We start from the raw sequence: 18,220 nt of genomic DNA on the forward strand, positions 1-18,220 counted from the left end.
TCCCGCCGCCCACCGCCACCGCCCGCCGCCGGAAAACCGGTGGCGGGCGGTGGCGGTGGGCGCGCAGGATGGTCCGCATGTCCCAGTACGCCATCGCCGAACTCCCCGCAGTCGCGGGCGCGATGGCTGCTGCCCTGGCAGTCGCAGCCGCATTCGACGGCGCATCCGTCGCACTGAGCGCGTTCAGCGCCCCCAGCGCATTCGGCGGCGCCCGAAGCTGACCTTCCCCGGGAAGTCCCGGGACCTCGGACGGGGAAGGTCGGCCCGTCGCAGAGGTCCCGTCACACGCTGACGACTCCCAGGAGAATCCCGTCATGGCCAAGCAGGCCTTCGTGCGCAGCAAGCCGCACCTGAACATCGGCACCATGGGTCACGTCGACCACGGCAAGACCACCCTGACCGCCGCCATCACCAAGGTCCTCGCCGAGCGCGACGGCGGCACCTTCGTGCCCTTCGACCGGATCGACCGGGCGCCGGAGGAGGCCGCCCGCGGGATCACCATCAACATCGCCCACGTCGAGTACGAGACGGCCACCCGGCACTACGCGCACGTCGACATGCCCGGGCACGCCGACTTCGTGAAGAACATGATCACCGGCGCCGCCCAGCTGGACGGCGCGATCCTGGTGGTCTCGGCGCTGGACGGGGTGATGCCGCAGACCACCGAGCACGTGCTGCTCGCGCGGCAGATCGGCGTGGAGCACGTGGTGGTCGCGCTGAACAAGGCCGACGCCGGCGACCCCGAGCTGCTCGAACTGGTCGAGCTGGAGGTCCGCGAGCTGCTCACCGCCCACGGCTACGACGGCGCCGCGCTCCCTGTGGTGCGGGTCTCCGGGCTGCGCGCGCTGGCGGGCGACCCGCACTGGTCGGCCGCGCTCCTGGAGCTGCTCGACGCCGTCGACGCCGCGGTGCCCGTCCCGGAGCGGTACACCGACGCGCCGTTCCTGCTGCCGATCGAGAACGTGCTCACCATCACCGGGCGCGGCACGGTGGTGACCGGCGCGGTCGAGCGCGGCCGGGTCGGTCTCGGCGAGCGGGTGGCGGTGCTCGGCTACGACGGCGACCTGGAGGCGGTGGTCACCGGCGTGGAGACCTTCGGCCGCACCATGGAGTCCGCCGAAGCGGGCGACAACGTGGCGCTGCTGCTGCGCGGGGTGCAGCGCGGCCAGGTCCGCCGTGGCCAGGTGGTCGCGGCCCCGGGCAGCGCGGCCACCCACACCCGCTTCACCGCCCGGCTCCACCTGCTCGCCACCGCCGAGGGCGGCCGCCGCACCGCGATCACCAGCGGCTACCGCCCGCAGTTCTACCTGCGCACCGGCGACGTCGTGGGCGACCTGGACCTGGGCGGGCACGGCCCCGCGCTGCCGGGCGAGAGCGTCGACGTGACGGTCACCCTCGGCCAGCCCGTCCCGCTGGAGCCCGGCCTCGGCTTCGCCGTCCGCGAGGGCGGCCGCACCGTCGCGGCGGGCACGGTGCGCACCGTCGGCGAGCAGGCGCGGTAGCCGGCGGCCCGGCGCGCGGCGGGGGTGGGAGCCAGGCTCCCACCCCCGTTCGCGGACAATGGATCTGACCTCGCGTCAGTCCAGTCGGGCTTCGAAGGCCAGCTCCCGGGCCAGCTCCTCGACCCGCTGCTCGGGCAGGCCCCGGGCGGTGAACCAGGCGCCGACGTTGCGGACATCGCGCTCCAGGAAGGAGCGGCCGCGCGGGTTGGCGATGACGTCGACGATCTGCGGCACGTCGATGACCACCAAGCGGCCCTGGTGCACCAGGATGTTGTAGGCGGACAGGTCCCCGTGCGCGTAGCCGCCCCGCGCGAGCACCGAGAGGCTGGCGCCGAGTTGGGCCCAGAGGTCCTCCAGGTCGCTCTCCTCGGCGCGCAGTTGGGCCAGGCGCGGGGCGGCCGTGCCGGAGGCGTCGCCGATGAACTCCATCAGGATCTCGGTGCCCAGGATCTGCACGGGGTAGGGCACGGCCACGCCCGCCGACCAGAGCCGGCAGAGCGCGGTGAACTCGGCGGCCGCCCACTGCCCGGCGATGGCCTGCTTGCCGAAGTCGGTGCGTTTGGCCATCGCCCGGCTGACCCGCGACTCCTTGTGGCCGCGGCCCTCCAGGTAGCCGGAGTCGCGGTGGAACATCCGGTGCTGGCCGTCGCGGTAGCGCTTGGCCGCCATCAGGGTGCGGCGGCCGGTGCCCGGCACGGCGCGCTCCAGCAGGAAGACGTCGGCCTCCTTGCCGGTCTTGACGATGCCGAACTCGGTGTCGACGGCGGCCAGTTCGGTCACCACCCAGTCGGGGCGGGGCTCGGGGCCCTTCTCGGTGGGGGTCGACCGGTCCCAGGTGGACCAGCGGTCGCCCTCGGGCGGCCCGTCGGTGGCAGGCCCGTCGGTGGCAAGCCCGTCGGCGTCGTGGACGGCTTCGTCGTGGACGGCCCCGTCGCGGGTTTCGGAGCTCTCGGCGTCGAGGCCGGGCGAAGGGTTGAAGTAGGCCTCGAAATAGGGGTCGTAGATCTCGACGGCGTCCTCGTCACGGCGGCTTCGGCCGGTGCCCTTGGCACCCTTGGCACGGATCCGGCTGAACGATTCGGTTTCGGCGTAGCGGTCGCGCACTGCGATGGTCTCCTGCGGAGTGGGCCCACCGGAGGGGTGCGTCAGCGCACGGATCGTCAGCCGGTGGGCAGTGGGAGGGAGAAGGCGTAGGGCGCGCCAACGAGAGCGCGCCGCTTCACAGCGGCAGTCATCGAGAACGCACCTCCTCACGCACACGCACGGCTCACACGCACGACTCACACTCGCGGGCACCGAGGGGCCCCGCAGGAACCAGACGATCGTATCGGCTGCCGAACCAGGCGCAACCGAATTACCGCGGCCGTACTGTAGGGGCGTGGAACGACGGCCTTCTCTCCTGGTACCGGACCCGGCGCCGGGATCGGACCCACCCCTGGGATCGGGCCTCCAGCGGGCCAGGTCGTTCATGGTCCTGGCGACCACGCTCTACCGCGCCAGCCACCTGCTGGGCGGCCTCCTGGTGCTCGCCCAGCACCAGCGGGGCGACCTGGCGGCCTGGGCGGTGCTCGGGGTGGCGCTGGCGAGCAGCCTCGCGCTGCACGGCCGGGCCGTTCGCGAGGGGTGCTACAGCGGACGGCTGGTCTGGGCGGACCTGCTGGTCAGCGGCTGCCTGCTGCCGTTCGCGGCCTCCGCGTGGGGCGCCGCCGGGCAGCCGGGCGCGGTCACCTGGGTGCTGCTGCTGGGCGGTTCGGCCGCCGCGACGGCGGCGGTGGGCCTGGAGGGACCGCGGGTGCCGTTCGCCGTGCTGCTGCTGACGGCCGCTCACCTCGCCTGGCAGCAGAGCGCGGGGGCCGGGGCCGCGGTCTTCGGTGGCGACCTCAACGCGCTGCTCTGCTCGGCGGCGCTGGCCGCCGTCCTCTCGTGGTACCTGCGGCGCCAGGGCCGACTGCTGGACCACGCCAACGAGCGGGCGCTGGCCGCCGAGGCCGAGCGGGCCCGGTACGCCGAGCGGCTCGACCACCACCGGGCGCTGCACGACACCGTGCTGGCCACCCTCACCGCGATCGCCCGCGGCGGGGTGGACGCCAACGCCGCCCCGGTGCGCGAGCGCTGCGCCCGGGAGGCCGCCTACCTGCGGCGGCTGGTCCAGCGCGGCACCGAGGAGCCGCGGTCGGCCCGCCTGCTCGGCGCGGCCCTGGAGGAGGCGGTCGGCTCGGCCGAGAGCCTGGGCCTGCGGGTCACCACCCAGTACCACCACTTACCCGCCCTGCCCGCCGATGCCGCCGCGGCGCTGGCCGACGCGGTCACCGAGGCGCTGAACAACGTGCACCGGCACGCCGGCACCGGGCACGCCTACCTGACCGCCGGCGGGCAGGCCCAAGGGGTCCTGGTCACCGTGGTGGACCGGGGCAGCGGCTTCGACCCCACATGCGTCGTCCCGGGCCTGGGGCTGCGCGGCTCGGTGCACGCGCGGCTGCGCGAGGTGGGCGGGCGGGCGGCGGTGGACAGCGCGCCCGGCGAGGGCGTCCGGGTCGAGCTGCGGTGGCCGGGGTGATCACGGTCGCGGTGGTGGACGACGACCGGATGCTGCTGGACGGCATGCGCAGCTGGCTCAGGGACGTGCCCGGGCTGCGGGTGGCCGCCGTCGCCGCGACGGTGGACGAGTTGCTCGCCCGCTGGGACCGGCCGACCGCCGTGGTGCTGCTCGACCTGGTGCTCAGGGACGACTCGACCCCGGCCGCGAACATCCACCGGCTGTGCGCGACCGGCAGCCGGGTGCTGGTGATCAGCACCGTGCCGGACCGCGCCCGGATCCTGGCCGCGCTCGCGGCCGGCGCCGACGGCTACCTGACCAAGGACAACGACCTGCCGACCCTGGTGGCCGCGATCGAGGGGATCGCGCTGCGGGGCGCCGCCCACTCCCCCGAGCTGGCCTTCGCCTGCGCGCACGACGACCGCCCCGACCGCCCCCGGCTCTCGCCCCGCGAGCTGCAGGTGCTGCTCGACTACGCCTCCGGGCTCACCCTCAAGTCCGCGGCCCGGCGCGCGGGCATCACGCCGAACACCGCCAAGGACTACCTCGACCGGGTCAAGGCCAAGTACCAGCGAGCTGGCCGCCCCACCTACACCAAGACCGACCTGGCCCACCGGGTCCGCGAGGACGGGCTGGAGCACGAGCCGGGGCACGGACGGGGGCACGGACGGGGGCACGGGCCGGGGCCGAGCCGGGGCACGGGTTGACGCACGGACCTGACCGCTGACCCGCCCTCAAACCCGCGCTCAAGCCCCCTGAACGGGTGGCGGCGGCACACCGCGCGCTCCCACTAGCGTCTCTCGTCGGTCCTGCACCCCCGATCGAAAGCGAGGGACCCATGAAGTCCGTAGCGCACTGGCTGGTCCGCCTGTTCTCGGCCCTCACCCTGGTGGCCGGTGGCGTCGTCCTCTTCGCCGGCGCCGCCCAGGCCGCCACCATCTGCGGCAACCTGCCGGTGCCGTCCGGCTACGTGATCACCTCGGAGTCGCTCACCAACAGCTGTACCGGCGGCTACCTGACCGAGACCATCCAGCTCCCGTCCAACGGGCTCGCGATCTGCGACAACTCGCCGGTGCCGACCGGCTACGCGATCACCTCGAACTACACCACCAACAACTGCGGTTCCTACCAGGGCGGGCGGATCAACACCGTCACCAACGGCCTGACCATCTGCGGCAACTCCAACCCCTCCATCCCCAGCAGCTACGTGATCACCGCCGAGGGCCCCAACAACAACTGCGGCCAGTGGTACGGCGAGACGATCACCACGGCCTACAACGGGATAGCGGCCTGCGGCAATTCGGCCTACCCGGGCAACTACGTGGTCACCGCCAACTACACGAGCGCCTCCTGCGGGATCTACCAGGGCGACCGGCTCAACGTCGCCTCCGACGGGATCAGCTTCTGCGGCAACTCCGTGGTGCCGGCCGGCTACGTGATCACCGCGAACTTCCAGAGCGGCTCCTGCGGCCAGTACCTGGGCGGCCGGCTGAACCTGCCCTACAACGGCATCACCGTCTGCGCCGACTCCCCGCTCCCGGCGGGCTACTGGATCTCGGCCAACGGCCTGTCCTCCTCGGCCTGCGCGCCGTACCAGGCGGAGCGCCTGAACAACAGCTGACCGGCGGTACCACACCGACGTTCTGACGCGTCATCAGCTGTCGGCCCGCTGCCCCGGCGGAGCAGCGGGCCGACTCCCCGGTTCAGGCAGCCGGTGCGCCCCTCCCGCCCAGCGCACCCGCCGCCCGCAGCGCGGCGATCCGCTCGGGCGGGTAGCCCAGCGAGCGCAGCACCGGCTCGGTCTGCTCGCCGAGGGCCGGCACCGGGCCCATCGGCAGCTCGACCCCGGCGAAACCGAACGGCGGCAGCAGCCCGCGCACTTCGCCGACCGGCGTGGCCACCGGGCGCCAGCGGTCCCGGGCGGCCAGCTGCGGGTGGCGCAGCAGGTCGGTGACATCGTTCAACCGGGCGGAGGCGATGGCCAGTTCGTCGAGCCGCTTGACCGCCTCGGCCGCCGTCATGGTCGCGGTCCGCCCGGCCACCAGCGCGTCCACCAGCCGGCGGCGGCGCACCCTGGCGACGTTGGTCGCCCACTGCGGGTCGTCCGCCAGCTCGGGCCGGCCCAGGAACCCGTCGGCGAACCGGGCCCACTCGCGGTCGTTCTGGATGCCGATCAGCAGTTCGTGCCCGTCAGCGGTCGGGTAGGCGTCGTAGGGTGCGATACCCGGGTGCGAGAGGCCGGCCCGCTCGGGCTGGACCCCGGTCCCCTGGGTGTGGTGCAGCTGGTGGCCCAGCCACTCGGCGGTCGCCTCGAACATCGAGATCTCGACCGCGCTGCCCAGGCCCGTGGCCGCGCGGCCGACGAGTGCGGCCAGCGTGCCCGTCAGCGCGTACATCCCGGCCGCGATGTCCGAGGTGGGCACCCCGGTCTTGGCCGGCCGCTCCGGCGACCCGGTCACCGAGGCGAGCCCGGTCTCGCACTGGATCAGCATGTCGTAGGCCCGCTTGTCCTGGTAGGGCCCGCCGGAGCCGTAGCCGGACAGGTCCACCGTGACCAGCCCCGGCTGCCGCTCGCGCAACTCCCGCGCGCCGAAGCCCAGGCGGGCGGCGGCCCCGGGCGACAGGTTCTGCACGAAGACGTCGGCACTCGCCACCAGGTCGGCGAGCACCGCCCGTCCGCCGGGCGTCTTCAGGTCGAGCGTGATGGACTCCTTGCCCCGGTTCAGCCAGACGAAGTGGCTGGCCAGCCCACCCACGCTGCGGTCGTACTCCCGGGCGAAGTCACCGCCGTCCGGCCGCTCGACCTTGACCACCCTGGCCCCGAGGTCCGCCAGGTGCCGGGTGGCCAGCGGCGCGGCCACCGCCTGCTCCAACGCGACCACGGTGACACCCGTCAGCGGCAGCGACACGCGGAACCCCTCTCCGTAACCCGACGACCTGCCCGCAGCCCTACCCCGACGCGGCCCGCCTCAGTCGGCCAGCCGGCTCACACGAGGTGCCGGGCCCAGGCGAGCGCGTCGGCGGCCAGGCGCTTGACGTGCGGGGGCGCCTGACGACCATCCGCAGGTCCAGTCCGGCCGGGCGGATGGCCGGATCCGGCCGATGCTGGCCGCCTCCGGCCCCACCAGAACAACCGCGACGCCCGTGAACTGCACGAACGCGCCCGGTCGATGGCACCGACCGGGTGGCGCAACGTGCTTCTGGTCCCGCTCAGCCCAGTTGCTGCGGAACGCGGGTGTCCTGCTGATCGCCCCGCCGACCGCGCCGCTCACCGCCCCGGCGGCCCCGGCCCCCGCCGGCCCGCCTCCCCCGCAGGCCCGCCGTCAGGCGCTCGGCCACCAACAGGTCGATCACCCAGGCCGCCCACGCACCGCTGCCGTAGGCCGTGTTGAAGGACATGCCCAGGGCCGGGAGCAGCACGAGCAGCAGACGGAAGGTGACGGCGCTGAAGATCAGGGCGTACGACCTGGTCATCCAGATCCGGTGGCGGACGATCTCGCGCCGCCGGATGGTGACGGTCGCCGCCGTGGAGGTGGCCAGCAGCAGGACGGCGAGCACGGCGAAGCCGAGCGGGGCCGCCGGTGCGGCCAGCGCGGTGGGTGCCATCAGCAGGCCGCCGATCCCGGCGGCGGCCGCGCCCAGCAGGTAGAGGCGGCCGAGGACGCGGTGCACGGCGGGGCGGCCGGCGCGCAGGCGGCGCGAGAACTGCCACGGACCCAGGGTCAGGGCCAGGATGCCGCCGCCCACGTGGAAGAGGAGCGGGACGAGGTGGGCGACGTAGACGGCCCGCTGCTGGGCCAGGAAGGTGGCGGGGTCGAGGCTGAAGTAGCGGGCGGCGACCAGGGAGGTCAGGGTGGCCGGCACGGTCACGGCGACCCAGCCGGCCCGGCGCGGGCGGGAGGACGCCATCAGCGGCCTGCCCCGGAGTGGACGTGACGCCAGATCGCCTTGTCGGCAGTCGAGTTCATGGCCAGGACGGTACGGAGCCGGCCCGGCACGCCGCGTCCACCGCACGGGGTCGGTGCGTCTCCTCCCACGGGGGCAGCCGCGTCCCCATACCCTCGCGGGAGCGGCGCTGTCGTACCCCCGTGGGGCGATGTGCGGCGCGCCCCGGCCGCACTACGCTCCGAGGCGGGCGCCGCGCGATGGTGGCATCGACTCCCCCGGAGCTGCGATGAGGCTGCCGACCCCGATCCCGATCCTCACCCCGATCCTGGCCGCGTTCCGGGATCGGGACCAGCTCCGCGGCGGGTCCGTCGCGGGGCGGGTCCCGTTCTTCGACGCGGCGTTGGCCGCCACCTTCCTGCTGGCCATGGTGCTGGAGCGGGTGGGCGCGGCCCAGCGGCTCGGCGCACGGCTGCCGGTGGCCCTGGTGCTGAGCGCGGTCATCGCCGGCTCGCTCGCGCTGCGCCGCGCCGCGCCGCTGGCCGGCTACCTGGCCGGGTCCGCCGCGCTCTCGGTGGAGGCGCTGTTCGTCCTGCCCGGCCCGGTGTCGCCGTACGCCAACCTGGTCGGCCTCTACTCGCTCGGGCTGCACGGCAGCCGGGGGCGGGCCCGGTGGGGGCCGGTGATCGTACTGCCCGGCATGGCCGCGTACTTCGCCGGCGCCGCCCACACCTACCCGGTGGTCCCCGCCGGGGTGCTCTTCGTCTGGCTGCTGGCCTGGGCGCTGGGCTACGACACCGCGCGGCGCCAGCAGGAGCGGGCCGCCGTGCGCCGCCTGCTGCACCAGCGGGTCGCCGCCGAGGAGCGGGCCCGGATCGCCCGGGAGCTGCACGACCTGGTCGGCCACACCCTCAACGTGATGCTCGTGCAGGCCGGGGCCGCCCGCCGCCTGCTGGAGCGCGAACCGGCACAGAGCCGGGAACTGCTGTCGGGCCTGGAGCACACCGGACGGGAGGCGCTGGACGAGCTGGACCGGGTGCTCGGCCTGCTCCGCCGGGGCGGCCCAGCGGCACCGATCGGGTCAGGGACTCCGAGCGGGTCAGGGACTCCGAGCGGGTCAGGGGCTCCGGACGAGCCGGATCCGCACGACGAGCCGGCGCCGCAGCCCGGCCTCGCCGACCTGGCACGGCTGACCGGACGGCTGGCGCAGGCCGGGATCCGGGTCACCGCCCGGATCGACCCCGCCGCCCTCCAACTGCCGCGCAGCATCGACCGCTCGGCCTACCGGATCATCCAGGAGGCGTTGACCAACACCGTGAAGCACGGGCACGCCGACACCGCCGAGGTCACCGTCCGCCGGGCGGGCGAGGCGCTCGACATCGAGGTCCGCGACGACGGCTCAGGTGCTCCCGACGGCTACGCGCCCGGACGCGGGCTGCTGGGCATCGCGGAGCGGGTCGCGATGTTCGGCGGCAGCGTCGCGCACGGCGCTCTGCCGCCCCGGGAGCGCGAGGGAGGTGAACAGGGAGGTGAAGGCGGGGGCGGCTTCCGGCTGCACGCCGTCCTCCCGGTCCCGTGACGGTCCGGGTCCTGGTCGCCGACGACGACGCCCTGCTGCGCGCCGGGGTGTCCCTGGTGCTGGGCAGCGAGCCGGGCATCGAGGTCGTCGGGCAGGCCGCCGACGGCCTGCGCGCCGTCCAGCTCTGCCGCGAACTGGCGCCCGACGTGGTCCTGATGGACGTCCGGATGCCGGGCATCGACGGCGTCGAGGCCACCCGCCGGATCGTGGCGGACGGCCTGACCGCGCAGGTCCTGGTGCTGACCACCTTCCACCACGACGACTACGTCTGGGGCGCACTGCGCGCCGGGGCCGCCGGGTTCCTGCTCAAACGCGCCTCCCCCGAGCGCCTGATCGACGCGGTCCTGACTCTGGCCGCCGGCGAAGCGGTACTCGACCCGGCCGTCACCCGCGACCTGGTCGCCCAGGTCATCGGCCGCGACCCGCACCGCCCGCCGGCCGGCCGGGCCACCTCGTCCGCCCCGCCCCTGGCCCAACTGACCGCACGCGAACGCGAGGTGCTGGTGCTGGCCGCCGAGGGCTGCTCGAACGCGGAGATCGCCGCCCTGCTGATCGTCGCCGAGTCCACCGTGAAGACCCACATGAAGCGCGTCCTGGCCAAGACCGCCGCCCGCGACCGCGCCCAGGCCGTCGCCATCGCCTACCGCAGCGGCCTGATGGCGAGCGAGGCCTGAAACCGGACCCGCTGGTTGGCGGGCCTGCGGAAGCGGAAGCGGCGTGCGGCGAGCCTCCGATGGCGGGTCGAACCACCGCCGAACCCCCGCCCGACGGCGCCTCATCTGTCAAGCGCGGTGAAGACGAACGCCGAGGAATCGCCGTCCAAGTCGATGGTCAGCGACGCCTCCAGCACCATCGACATCCTGAGGGTGCTGCCGGACCGGGCTTGCGGCCTGGCGGCCGGTCCCGGGCCGGGCATCAGGCCCGCCCTGCGCACCTGACTTGGCAAGGGCCGACACGACAGCCCCCGTCGCGATCTGAGCGAAGGGGGCTGTCGAGGTTCATGGGAGTTCAGGAGCCAGAGGGAAGGGTCCCCGCCCGCAGACCGGCAACGAACGCCCGCCACGCGTCAGCCCCGAAGACCAGTGCGGGCCCCTGCGGGTCCTTGCTGTCCCGGACCGGCAGGCTGCCGAGGTATCCGTCGGCGACCTCGATGCAGTTACCACCCTGCCCGCTGTAACTGCTCTTGCGCCAGGCCGCGTTCTCAAGTTCCGGGGCGTACATCCCGTCGACACCTCTCTCTGCCCGCTGACTACTACAGCTCTTGCCGTATCCGCGCGATCAGGTCCAGGCTGTCCGCCGGACTCAACGCGATGGTACGGAGCGAATCGAAGATCAGCGTATATTCCGCGGTCTCTTCAGGGGTCTCCATATAGAGAGTCCCCGTTCGATGCTCCACACACACGACGTCGGAGAAGGCAGGGTTGGGGAAGGCAAACATCACGAAGGCCCCGAAAAGCCCAGCGTGCGCACCGGCCCGGTCAGGGACAACTTGCAGCTCGACACTGGGGTGATGGGCCATCATCTCCAGGTGATCGAGCTGCCTGCGCATCACGGAAGGTCCACCGACCTGAAGCCGGAGGGCCGCTTCGCCCTCGATCACGCACAGGCGAGGAGGATCGGCCCGCTTCAGTACTTCTTGCCGCTCCATACGAGCCGTGACCATCGCTTCTACTGCGTCCGGCCCCAGAGTTGACGGCGCTGCCTGGATCACCTCCCGGGCATAGTCGGGCGTCTGGAGCAACCCCGCGACCAGCGATGTCTCGTAGGACCGGATGTAGTTGGCCGTCTCCTCATAGTCGATGAAGTCGGCGTACGAAGGCCTCGCGATGCTCGCCCGCCGCACCCAGCCAGGCTCTCTGCCCCTGCGGGCCAACGACACCATCTCGTCGACCTGGGCCGGGTCCTCCTGACCGTAGAACGTCAGGAGATCGCGCAGTTCACCGAGCGAGATGCCGAGTCGGGCGTTCTCGATCCGATTGATCTTCGTCCGATGACACCCGATGCGTTCAGCCGCCTCCGCCTCGGACTTGCCGGCCTCCTCGCGGAACTTGACCAGCATCGCGGCAAGACGGCGGCGCCGAACCGTGGGATGTGCCCCTGGCATCAAACCTCCCCTCATATCGGGTTGCTGAGCAAGGCTACCAACGGAAAAAGATCATGGATCAAGTTCCAAAGAGTCAGTTGCACAATGCTCGCGTCCAGGAGCATGCTACAGCCAGTAGTGAGAGATACGACACACCGTGATCTTGACGGTTCGTCATCCGGGCATCTCCATGCCCAGCGACGGCCGCCGGCAGGACGCACCCACCGGCGTCCGCCGCACCCCCATCAGCCATGCCGCAACGGAGCTTTGCCATGCCTGAAACGCTCGGCCGACCATCCCCCACCAACCAGGACCACTGCTGGCTCATGCGCAGCCCGCAGGCCCCCGCTCGCGCCCGACGCCTCCTGCGGGCCTTCCTGCCCACCGTGCGAGGCGGTGAGCGGTTCGCCGAGACCGGTGAACTCCTGCTCAGCGAGCTGGTCACCAACGCCCTCGTCCACGGCACCCGGCGCGGCCAGTTGATCTGGATCGGCTTCGAGGCGGACGAGGACCTGCTCTGGATCACCGTCGAGGACGCCTCCACCGTCCCGCCCCAGCTGCGCGTCACGGCCGAGGGCGAGTCGGGGCGCGGCCTCCGGCTGGTCGACACGCTGTCCCAGGAGTGGGGTTGGGGCCCGCGCGAGGGCATCGGCAAGCGTGTGTGGTGCGCGTGCGCCCCCGACCCGGCGGTGAAGTGACCATGGCACCCGAGAACACGATCGGTCCCGTCATGGTGGAGCTGACCGGGGTGACGCCGCCGGCCTGGTTCGCAAGACTGAGCGACGCGCTCGCCGCCACCTGGGCGGCCATGAGGCTGCTCCCCCTGGACAACGCCAACTACCGCGCGTTCGAGCTGAACCTCGCCAGACCCCGATCCCTGGAGTACATGACCGAGCGCCTGGAGCGCGACAACGCGGTCAGCCTGACGTTCATCCTGCCGGACGGCCCGCACCTGCTCCACCTCCGCCGCGCCCACAAGGAGTTGGGCGGACCACCAGACGGGGACGGATCCGGCCCCCTCTTCGGCAGGGCCACCTGACCGGCCCGCGAGGGAGCGAACTCACCCCGCGGCAGCGACAGCGCCCGCCCGCTCCGCCGCCTCGCGCCAGGCGCCGGTGACCGCCGCGCGCAGCTCCGCCCCGCCGTCGGGGACCGAGCCGGTCAGCCGCACCGGGGCGCCCAGGTGCACGTGGTAGCCGGGGCGGCGCAGCGGGGCGGTGACCACGCCGGCGAGTTGCTTGGCCGTGCCGCCCGAGCTGAGGCGGCGGGCGCCGGCCTGGCCGAGCGGGACCACGGGGGCGCCGGTGGCGAGGGCGAGGCGGGCCAGCCCGCTGCGGAAGGTGCCGGGGGCCGTCTCGCCGGAGTCGCGGCGGCGCGGCAGGCCCCCCTCGCCGTAGATGAGCACGCAGCGCCCGGCGGCGAGCGCGGCGGCGGCGCCCTCCAATGCCTCGGCGGCGCGCTCGGTGCCGCGGTGGACGGGGATGTGCCCCTCGCGGGTGAGGGCGCCGCCGAGGCCGGGTATCCGCCACAGGCCCGCGGTGGCCAGCACCACCGGGCGGGCGCCGAGGCGGTGCAGGGCGGCCAGCACGATGGCCGGGTCGGCGAGGGAGGTGTGGTTGGCCGCGATGATGCTGCCGGGGGCGGGTCCGGCGCCCGGCACCGTGCTGATGGTGAGGGGGCCGAAGAACGGCACGAGGGTGGTGGCGAGGCGGCTGAGCATGGCGGTCCTTGGGGCCTGGTGCCGGTGTGGTGGCAGCCATCCTGCCGTGCGCCGGGCACGAGGACCTGAGTAGCCGTACTCAACCGCCGTGCTCAACCGCCGTGCTCAACCGCCGTACTCAACCGCCGTACTCAACCGCCGCGCCCAGCCCGCCGTGCTCAACTCACCGTTGTCGAGCTGAGCACCTGCGCCGTGGACGGGTAGCAGGCGGTGGGCACGTTGACGGTGAAGAAGGCGACCGGGACGGTGGCCGTGAAGGTCAGGCCGGGGTTGCTGTAGCCGGTGCCGGCCAGCGAGGTCTGGACGGTGGTGCCGGCGGCGCCCGCCTTCAGGGTCAGGGTGAGCGCGGGCAGCGTGAAGGACTTGCCGCCGGCCACCGAGCCGTTGACCGTCAGCACCAGGTTGCCGCCGCTCACCGCGACGCTCGTGCTGCCGGCGGGCAGGCCCGCCCCGCCGGCCAGCGACTCGCCGACCAGGGTGGCGCCGGCGGGCACCGGGACGGTGAGCTTGATGTTGCTGATCGAGCGGATGGTGTTGCCGCTCACCGTGGTGGGCACGGTGAGCGCGTCCGGCGCGAGGGTGATGGTGAACTGGCTGCCGGCCGCCACGTTCGCGGGCGCGGTGGCGTTGACCCCGGCGGCCAGGTCGAAGGTCTGCGCGGAGCCGATCGGCGGCGTCGCCTGGCAGGCGAAGTCGACCGGGGTGTCGGCCGCCGAGGCGGCGGGGGCGAGCAGGGCGACGGCGGCCAGGCCGCCGACGAGCGCGGCAGCGGCGCGCGAGAGCACGGACGTGTTTCTCATGAGGGTTCTCCTGGGGCATCGAAGGGAGCGGGCCGGCCGCAGTGGTCGCGCGGGCAGCCGGACGGGAGGCGTATGGCGGGAGGCGCAGCGAGCACGGGGGCGCGGTGAGCGGGGGCAGCGCCGAGAGTGCTGTTGCACCGGCCATGCCAAGCGGACTTCAGGATGGGCTCGCTACTCGCCCGTAACAAGGCGGCGGACCAAGGCAGTTGGGACGAGTTTCAGCCAATCTCGGAACACCTCGAACCACCCCTCGCGACGGCGGCCCGGCCATCGAGCGACCGCCGCCCGACGCCAGGGCGGTCGGCGGCCGCTTGAGCGGGGCCTGCATACCGGGTATACATACCAGGTATGCAGATGCCTGAAGCGGCGTCGCGCCCTGAGCGAGGGGGAACTTTGTCGTACTCCGAATCAAGCGGATCAACCAGGTCATCAGGTTCAGCCGGACCGACCGGACCGACTGGACTGACCGGGCCGACTGGACTGACCGGGCCGGCCGGCGCGACCGCCGCCGAGGTGACGGAAGCCGTGCTGCACCTGGACGGCGCCACTCGGGTGCACGGCCAGGGCGCCGCCGAGGTGCGGGCACTGCAGGGGGTGGATCTGCGGGTCCATCCGGGGGAGTTCGTGGCGGTGATGGGCCCCTCCGGCTCGGGCAAGTCGACGCTGCTCACGCTGGCCGGCGGGCTGGACAGCCCCACCGATGGCCGGGTGATGGTGGAGGGGCGCTCGCTGGGTGAGCTGTCGCGGCGGCAGTTGGCGCAGGTGCGGCGGCGGGCGGTCGGGTACGTGTTCCAGGACTACAACCTGATCCCGGCCCTGACCGCGGCGGAGAACATCATGCTGCCAAGGGAGTTGGACGGGGTGTCGACCCGCACCGCGCGGCGCGAGGCGCTGGCGGCACTGGAGGAGATGGGGGTCGGGGAGTTGGCGGACCGGTTCCCGGACGGCATGTCGGGTGGTCAGCAGCAGCGGGTGGCGATAGCGCGGGCCCTGATCGGCGATCGCCGGCTGGTGCTGGCCGACGAGCCCACCGGGGCACTGGACTCCACCACGGGCGAGGCGGTGCTGGCGGTGCTGCGGGCCCGGTGCGACGCGGGCGCGGCCGCCATGATGGTCACCCACGAGGCCCGCCACGCCGCCTGGGCCGACCGCGTGGTCTTCCTGCGCGACGGCCGTCTGGTCGACGAGACCGGGCGACGCAGCGCCGAAGCACTGGCGGCCATCGCCGCCGGCATCAACTCCCGTATCGGGGAGGCCCGGTGAAGCTCTCCTCCTGGCGCGTGGCGCTGCGGATCGCGCGCCGCGACGCGCTGCGGGCCAAGGGCCGCAGCGCCCTGATCGTGGCCATGGTGGCACTGCCCGTGCTCGGTGTGGCCGGGGCCGACGTCGCCTACCGCAGTGCCCAACTCACCCCGCAGGAGCGGATCGAGCGCTCGCTGGGCACCGCCGACGCGCTGGTCGGCGCGCTCTCGCCGGGCCGTACCGTCGCGCAGGCGCCGAACTCCGACGACGGCACCACCGTCCTGCCCACCCCCACGGGGCAGCAACCCACCCCCGAGCAGGCCAAGGCCGCCGCCACCGACCCGACCACGCTGGTCACCGGCCTGCTGCCGCCCGGCAGCCTGCTGGCCTCGGCCCGGCCCGGCCCGGTGGCGAGCGCGAGTTCGAAGGCGGGCCTGCTGCTCACCTCGACCGCCGAGGCCGATCTGGGCGACCCGCTCTGGCGGGGGAAGATCAACGTGGTCGACGGCCACGCTCCGAACGCCCCGTACCAGGTGGCCGTCACCCGGGCGTTCCTCGACCAGTCCGGGCTCGCCCTCGGCGACACCACCACGGTCAAGGGCCTGGAGGGGCGCCCCTTCACGCTGACCGCCGTCGTGGAGTACCCGGGCGACCTGTCGAAGGTGACCCTGATCAGCCGCCCCGGCGAGCTGATCACCCCGCTCACGGCGGTGCAGGACGCCGGGCCGCAGCCGGTCGCGGGCACGAACGCCGGCACGGGCACGAGCACCGGCACGGACGCGAACGCCGGCACGGACGCGGCGGCGACCGATCCGCCGAGCTGGCTGGTGCGGCTGCCCGCCGGAGCGCGACTCGACTGGGCCAAGGTCCAGGAGTTCAACCGCTACGGATACACCGTCACCGCCCGCTCGGTGGCGCTGGACCCGCCCGCGCGCTCGCTGGTCCCCTACTACCGCACGCAGAAGGTGATACTGGCGACCGGCACCGGCGCGGGCACGGGCACGGTGATCGCGGCCACCGTCGCCGGGATGGCGCTGCTGGAGACCGTGCTGCTGGCCGGCCCCGCCTTCGCGGTCGGCGCCCGCCGCTCGCGCCGCCAGCTCGGACTGCTCGCCGCCGGTGGCGGCGCCCGTGCCCAGGTGGGCGCGGTGGTGCTCGGCGGCGGCCTGGTGCTCGGGTTGACCGGCGCGCTCGGCGGGGTCCTGGTCGGCACCGGCCTGGTCGCCGCGCTGCGCCCGTGGATCGAGTCGGCGGCGGGCAGCCGGTTCGGGCACTTCGGCGTGCGCCCGCTCGACCTGCTGGCCATCGCCGCCGTCGGCCTCCTCACCGCGCTGCTCGCCGCCGTGCTGCCCGCCGTCCAGGCGAGCCGCCAGGACGTGGTCGCCGCGCTCCGCGGCCGGGTCACCGCGAAGGCACCGAGCAAGCGGCTCGCCGCGCTGGGGGTGGTGCTGGCGGCCACCGGCGCCACGGTCGCCCTGGTCGGCGCGGGCACCGGCGGTCCGACCAGCACCCCCGTGGTCGGCGGCTACAGCGCGCAGACGCTCGCCGTGCTCGGCGGCTCGATCACCGCGGAGCTGGGCCTGCTCGCCTGCACCCCGCTGCTGGTCGGGCTGCTGGGCCGGCTCTCCCGCCACCTGCCGCTCCCGCCGCGCCTGACCCTGCGCGACGCCGCCCGCCAGCGCGGGCGCACCGCCCCCGCGATCGCCGCCGTGATGGCCGCCGTGGCCGGCGTCGTCGCGATCAGCGTCTACACCGCCAGCAGCGACGCCGAGGCGCGGAGCGAGTACCGCGCCGCGGCGCCCGCGGGCGCGGTCACCCTGACGGTCACCGGCCCCGACTCGCTGGCTCAGCTGCAGGGCGCGGTCACCGGCTCACTGCCCGACCTGGGCCCGCGGGCCGACGTCTACGTGGCCTCCTACCACTTCTGCGCCAACTGCCGCAGCACCGTCAACTTCGTCCAGACGTACGGCTACGGGCGGTCCGCGCCGGTGCTGGTCGGCGACACCACCGTGCTGCACAACATGTTCGGCCTGCACGACCCGGCCACCGAGGCGGCGTTGGCGGCCGGCCAGGCGGTGGTCTTCGACCCGGGCTACCTCAAGGACGGCAAGGCCACCCTCCACGCGCAGGGCGCCGGCGGCGGCGGCCCGGTCCAACCGGGGCAGCAGTCCCAGCCCGGTGACAAGGACGTCAGCGTGCCCGCCGTGCTGATCGACAACCCGGTCGCCGCCCACTACGGCATCGGCATCATCAGCCCCGCTACCGCCCAGCAGCTAGGTCTGGCCAGCGACATCAGCGCCTCGGTCTGGCTGCCCGCCGCCCCGCCGTCCGCCAAGCTCCAGCAGCAGGCCGCGGCCGCCGTCGCCCGGTTCAACTCCTTCGCCGACCTGGAGGTCGAGCGCGGCTACCAGGCCAAGAGCGACCTGACCACGCTCGCGCTCAGCGGCTTCGCCGCGCTGGTGGTGCTCGGCGCCGCCGGCATCGCCACCGGGCTGGCCGCCGCCGACTCCCGGCCCGACCAGGCGACCCTGGCCGCGGTCGGCGCCCCGCCGCGCACCCGCCGGGTGCTCTCGGGCCTGCAGTGCGGCATCATCGCCGCGCTCGGCGCCGGACTCGGGACACTCTGCGGCTACGTGCCCGCCGTCGCGCTGCGCCGGGCGCGGGACCTGGCGCTGAGCGGTGCGCACTCGCCGATCGTCACCCCGTGGGCCCAGCTGGCCCTGCTCGTCCTGGTGCTCCCGCTGGTCGCCGGACTGCTCGCGGCGGTCACCACCCGCTCCCGCCTCCCGATGGCCCGTCGCAGCGGCTGAGGGTTCGACAGCTGAAGGTTCGGCAGCTGAAGGTACGGCGGTTGAGGGGCCCGCCGGCGAGCG

At 73.9% G+C, this 18,220-nt stretch carries 19 protein-coding genes; 12 read left to right on the forward strand and 7 right to left on the reverse strand.

Annotation, left to right across the window (positions count from 1 at the left end; all coding sequences use genetic code 11):
• Nucleotides 1–77: 77 nt before the first annotated feature.
• Both OG455_RS09480 and tuf read left to right on the forward strand, forming a co-directional pair.
• Entirely contained in the window at nucleotides 78–221 is a 144-nt protein-coding gene (locus tag OG455_RS09480) for a hypothetical protein (protein ID WP_266292048.1), read from the forward strand.
• Nucleotides 222–314: 93 nt separating this feature from the next.
• Nucleotides 315–1,502, forward strand: coding sequence for an elongation factor Tu (gene tuf, locus OG455_RS09485; protein WP_266292050.1), 1,188 nt, complete (start codon nucleotides 315–317; stop codon nucleotides 1,500–1,502).
• A gap of 75 nt (nucleotides 1,503–1,577) precedes the next feature.
• On the opposite strand, the gene OG455_RS09490 is transcribed toward tuf, so the two are convergent.
• Nucleotides 1,578–2,606 (reverse strand): serine protein kinase RIO, encoded by a 1,029-nt coding sequence (locus tag OG455_RS09490; protein WP_266292052.1) that lies wholly within the window; start codon nucleotides 2,604–2,606, stop codon nucleotides 1,578–1,580.
• Nucleotides 2,607–2,970: 364 nt separating this feature from the next.
• Here OG455_RS09490 and OG455_RS09495 point away from each other — a divergent pair, with 364 nt between their 5' ends.
• The 3 genes from OG455_RS09495 (at nucleotide 2,971) to OG455_RS09505 (ending at nucleotide 5,659) form a co-directional block, all read left to right on the forward strand.
• A complete protein-coding gene (locus OG455_RS09495) occupies nucleotides 2,971–4,059 on the forward strand; it encodes a sensor histidine kinase (RefSeq protein WP_266292054.1) in 1,089 nt (362 codons plus the stop codon).
• Nucleotides 4,056–4,745, forward strand: a complete 690-nt coding sequence (locus OG455_RS09500; RefSeq protein WP_266292056.1) for a response regulator transcription factor — start codon at nucleotides 4,056–4,058, stop codon at nucleotides 4,743–4,745. Before OG455_RS09495 ends, OG455_RS09500 begins: the two co-directional genes overlap by 4 nt.
• 131 nt (nucleotides 4,746–4,876) lie before the next feature.
• A complete protein-coding gene (locus OG455_RS09505) occupies nucleotides 4,877–5,659 on the forward strand; it encodes a hypothetical protein (RefSeq protein WP_266292058.1) in 783 nt (260 codons plus the stop codon).
• 82 nt (nucleotides 5,660–5,741) lie between these two features.
• On the opposite strand, the gene OG455_RS09510 is transcribed toward OG455_RS09505, so the two are convergent.
• Nucleotides 5,742–6,947, reverse strand: a complete 1,206-nt coding sequence (locus OG455_RS09510; RefSeq protein WP_266292060.1) for a CaiB/BaiF CoA-transferase family protein — start codon at nucleotides 6,945–6,947, stop codon at nucleotides 5,742–5,744.
• 301 nt (nucleotides 6,948–7,248) lie between these two features.
• Nucleotides 7,249–7,947, reverse strand: coding sequence for a DUF2306 domain-containing protein (locus OG455_RS09515; protein WP_266292062.1), 699 nt, complete (start codon nucleotides 7,945–7,947; stop codon nucleotides 7,249–7,251).
• Nucleotides 7,948–8,212: 265 nt separating this feature from the next.
• Here OG455_RS09515 and OG455_RS09520 point away from each other — a divergent pair, with 265 nt between their 5' ends.
• From OG455_RS09520 to OG455_RS09530, 3 genes are all read left to right on the forward strand, one after another.
• Complete coding sequence (locus OG455_RS09520; RefSeq protein WP_266292063.1) at nucleotides 8,213–9,502, forward strand: sensor histidine kinase; 1,290 nt, start codon at nucleotides 8,213–8,215, stop codon at nucleotides 9,500–9,502.
• Nucleotides 9,499–10,176 (forward strand): response regulator transcription factor, encoded by a 678-nt coding sequence (locus OG455_RS09525; protein WP_266292065.1) that lies wholly within the window; start codon nucleotides 9,499–9,501, stop codon nucleotides 10,174–10,176. Before OG455_RS09520 ends, OG455_RS09525 begins: the two co-directional genes overlap by 4 nt.
• A gap of 117 nt (nucleotides 10,177–10,293) precedes the next feature.
• Nucleotides 10,294–10,440: a hypothetical protein gene (locus tag OG455_RS09530; protein ID WP_266292067.1), complete on the forward strand. Its 147-nt coding sequence runs from the start codon at nucleotides 10,294–10,296 to the stop codon at nucleotides 10,438–10,440.
• Nucleotides 10,441–10,510: 70 nt separating this feature from the next.
• Here OG455_RS09530 and OG455_RS09535 read toward each other — a convergent pair whose 3' ends face one another.
• Both OG455_RS09535 and OG455_RS09540 read right to left on the reverse strand, forming a co-directional pair.
• On the reverse strand, nucleotides 10,511–10,723 hold the full coding sequence (locus tag OG455_RS09535) for a DUF397 domain-containing protein (protein WP_266292069.1): 213 nt from the start codon (nucleotides 10,721–10,723) through the stop codon (nucleotides 10,511–10,513).
• A gap of 31 nt (nucleotides 10,724–10,754) precedes the next feature.
• Nucleotides 10,755–11,561, reverse strand: a complete 807-nt coding sequence (locus OG455_RS09540) for a helix-turn-helix transcriptional regulator (RefSeq protein WP_266292070.1) — start codon at nucleotides 11,559–11,561, stop codon at nucleotides 10,755–10,757.
• 296 nt (nucleotides 11,562–11,857) lie between these two features.
• Here OG455_RS09540 and OG455_RS09545 point away from each other — a divergent pair, with 296 nt between their 5' ends.
• On the forward strand, nucleotides 11,858–12,283 hold the full coding sequence (locus tag OG455_RS09545) for an ATP-binding protein (RefSeq protein ID WP_266292071.1): 426 nt from the start codon (nucleotides 11,858–11,860) through the stop codon (nucleotides 12,281–12,283).
• 2 nt (nucleotides 12,284–12,285) lie between these two features.
• The gene (locus OG455_RS09550; protein ID WP_266292073.1) at nucleotides 12,286–12,624 is read left to right on the forward strand and encodes a hypothetical protein; all 339 of its coding nucleotides are present in this window, start codon (nucleotides 12,286–12,288) and stop codon (nucleotides 12,622–12,624) included.
• Nucleotides 12,625–12,645: 21 nt separating this feature from the next.
• Here OG455_RS09550 and OG455_RS09555 read toward each other — a convergent pair whose 3' ends face one another.
• On the reverse strand, nucleotides 12,646–13,305 hold the full coding sequence (locus OG455_RS09555) for a 1-acyl-sn-glycerol-3-phosphate acyltransferase (protein ID WP_266292075.1): 660 nt from the start codon (nucleotides 13,303–13,305) through the stop codon (nucleotides 12,646–12,648).
• 158 nt (nucleotides 13,306–13,463) lie between these two features.
• A complete protein-coding gene (locus tag OG455_RS09560; RefSeq protein ID WP_266292077.1) occupies nucleotides 13,464–14,105 on the reverse strand; it encodes a hypothetical protein in 642 nt (213 codons plus the stop codon).
• A 513-nt stretch (nucleotides 14,106–14,618) separates the two neighbouring features.
• On the opposite strand from OG455_RS09560, the gene OG455_RS09565 reads away from it, so the two are divergent.
• Complete coding sequence (locus OG455_RS09565; RefSeq protein ID WP_266292079.1) at nucleotides 14,619–15,368, forward strand: ABC transporter ATP-binding protein; 750 nt, start codon at nucleotides 14,619–14,621, stop codon at nucleotides 15,366–15,368.
• Nucleotides 15,365–18,157: an FtsX-like permease family protein gene (locus tag OG455_RS09570; protein ID WP_266292081.1), complete on the forward strand. Its 2,793-nt coding sequence runs from the start codon at nucleotides 15,365–15,367 to the stop codon at nucleotides 18,155–18,157. The genes OG455_RS09565 and OG455_RS09570 overlap by 4 nt, the downstream gene beginning before the upstream one ends.
• The last annotated feature ends 63 nt before the right edge of the window (nucleotides 18,158–18,220 follow it).

Origin of the sequence: Kitasatospora sp. NBC_01287 (assembly GCF_026340565.1) — a bacterium.
In the GTDB taxonomy this organism is placed as follows: Bacteria; Actinomycetota; Actinomycetes; order Streptomycetales; family Streptomycetaceae; genus Kitasatospora.

Excerpts from the sequence above, each read along its gene's own strand:
- OG455_RS09480 (WP_266292048.1), top strand. The coding sequence starts at position 78 with ATGTCCCAGTACGCCATCGCCGAACTCCCCGCAGTCGCGGGCGCGATG.
- tuf (WP_266292050.1), top strand. The coding sequence starts at position 315 with ATGGCCAAGCAGGCCTTCGTGCGCAGCAAGCCGCACCTGAACATCGGC.
- OG455_RS09495 (WP_266292054.1), top strand. The coding sequence starts at position 2,971 with ATGGTCCTGGCGACCACGCTCTACCGCGCCAGCCACCTGCTGGGCGGC.
- OG455_RS09505 (WP_266292058.1), top strand. The coding sequence starts at position 4,877 with ATGAAGTCCGTAGCGCACTGGCTGGTCCGCCTGTTCTCGGCCCTCACC.
- OG455_RS09515 (WP_266292062.1), bottom strand. The coding sequence starts at position 7,947 with ATGGCGTCCTCCCGCCCGCGCCGGGCCGGCTGGGTCGCCGTGACCGTG.
- OG455_RS09520 (WP_266292063.1), top strand. The coding sequence starts at position 8,213 with ATGAGGCTGCCGACCCCGATCCCGATCCTCACCCCGATCCTGGCCGCG.
- OG455_RS09535 (WP_266292069.1), bottom strand. The coding sequence starts at position 10,723 with ATGTACGCCCCGGAACTTGAGAACGCGGCCTGGCGCAAGAGCAGTTAC.
- OG455_RS09540 (WP_266292070.1), bottom strand. The coding sequence starts at position 11,561 with ATGCTGGTCAAGTTCCGCGAGGAGGCCGGCAAGTCCGAGGCGGAGGCG.
- OG455_RS09545 (WP_266292071.1), top strand. The coding sequence starts at position 11,858 with ATGCCTGAAACGCTCGGCCGACCATCCCCCACCAACCAGGACCACTGC.
- OG455_RS09550 (WP_266292073.1), top strand. The coding sequence starts at position 12,286 with ATGGCACCCGAGAACACGATCGGTCCCGTCATGGTGGAGCTGACCGGG.
- OG455_RS09555 (WP_266292075.1), bottom strand. The coding sequence starts at position 13,305 with ATGCTCAGCCGCCTCGCCACCACCCTCGTGCCGTTCTTCGGCCCCCTC.
- OG455_RS09560 (WP_266292077.1), bottom strand. The coding sequence starts at position 14,105 with ATGAGAAACACGTCCGTGCTCTCGCGCGCCGCTGCCGCGCTCGTCGGC.